Here is a 1,137-nt window from a genome sequence, read left to right on the forward strand (position 1 = left end):
CCAGTGAACCCAAGTCAATCGTAGGGATAGGTTGTTTAAGCACTACCATCCTGCATATTGAAGTTACTTGGGTATACCAAGTTTTTCCAGCGCATCCCTTCTTTCATCAAAATAGTCATAGCGATCATAAATCCCTTCAACTCCTTTGAGTTTATGATTAAGACATCTTTCAGCAACATGCGGAGGAACAGAAAGTGAGGCCAGTAGGCTTCTGCTTGTTCTTCTTAGGTCATGGACAGTGAAGTATTCAATGCTTCCCATAACATTAGGTGGCTGCTTCTTCTTGCCTGGTTCAACCCCAAAAAGCTTAGCAATCGCCCTGTTTAATGTGTCTTTTCCCATGTGTTGAGACTTGCTTGTTCTACGATTAGGGAAAACGTAATCAGAACCACACGCTCTTACTTTAAGCTCTTGTAGGATTTCGATAGCAAGCGGCGGAAGTGGGATAACGATACCTACTCCTGATTTACTTCTTTCCTTTGGCAAAGCCCATTTCTTTTCATTTAAGTCGAATTCTGACCAGGGGGCTTCTGTCAGCTCACTTTTACGTACAGCAAGCAGCAAGAGAAGAGTGCATGCAAGATAGTTATCACGAGAAAAACTGTCTGAGTGCTCTCTGAAAATTTTGAATACATGAGTAATTTCATCATGGGTTAAAGCTCTCTCCCTGCTTTTTTCAACACCACCTGCATCGTTAACTTTGAATGCTGTCGCTGGGTTATTGAGAAGCAGACCAAGCTTAATTGCATGATCGAACAGTTGCTTCATGTAGAGTAGGGCATCATTTGAAATGGTTGGCCTTCCACTGTTTGTAATTTTTTGCAGGATAGACCGGACATCCAAAGGTGTCACCTTTGCCAGGGCAAGATCTCCGATGATTGGAGCTATGTCCTTCTTGTATACCCTTTCCGGGATTTTGGGATGCTTCAACCGCTTCACAAGGTCTTTGTGCCAGTCCTCGAAGATATCGTTCACTGTGGTAAGCAATTTGGGGCGGCTGAGCTTTCTTTCAGCGATAGGGTCGTCACCTGCTGCTACTTTCCTGCGAGCGTCCTCTGCATGTCAACAGCAGTCGAACTTTGACCCACCTTTGTTTAACAACAGCAGTTGTAATTTGACCCACCTGATCACTCAGGA

1 protein-coding gene is annotated in these 1,137 nt (G+C 44.2%); it reads right to left on the bottom strand.

Translation table 11 applies throughout. From position 1 onward, the window contains the following. Positions 1–63: 63 nt before the first annotated feature. Positions 64–975: a tyrosine-type recombinase/integrase gene (locus ACSZPU_RS25820; protein ID WP_499004464.1), complete on the bottom strand. Its 912-nt coding sequence runs from the start codon at positions 973–975 to the stop codon at positions 64–66. Positions 976–1,137 lie beyond the last annotated feature (162 nt).

The organism is Phytobacter sp. V69, from assembly GCF_965644215.1.
Taxonomy (GTDB): Bacteria; Pseudomonadota; Gammaproteobacteria; order Enterobacterales; family Enterobacteriaceae; genus Phytobacter.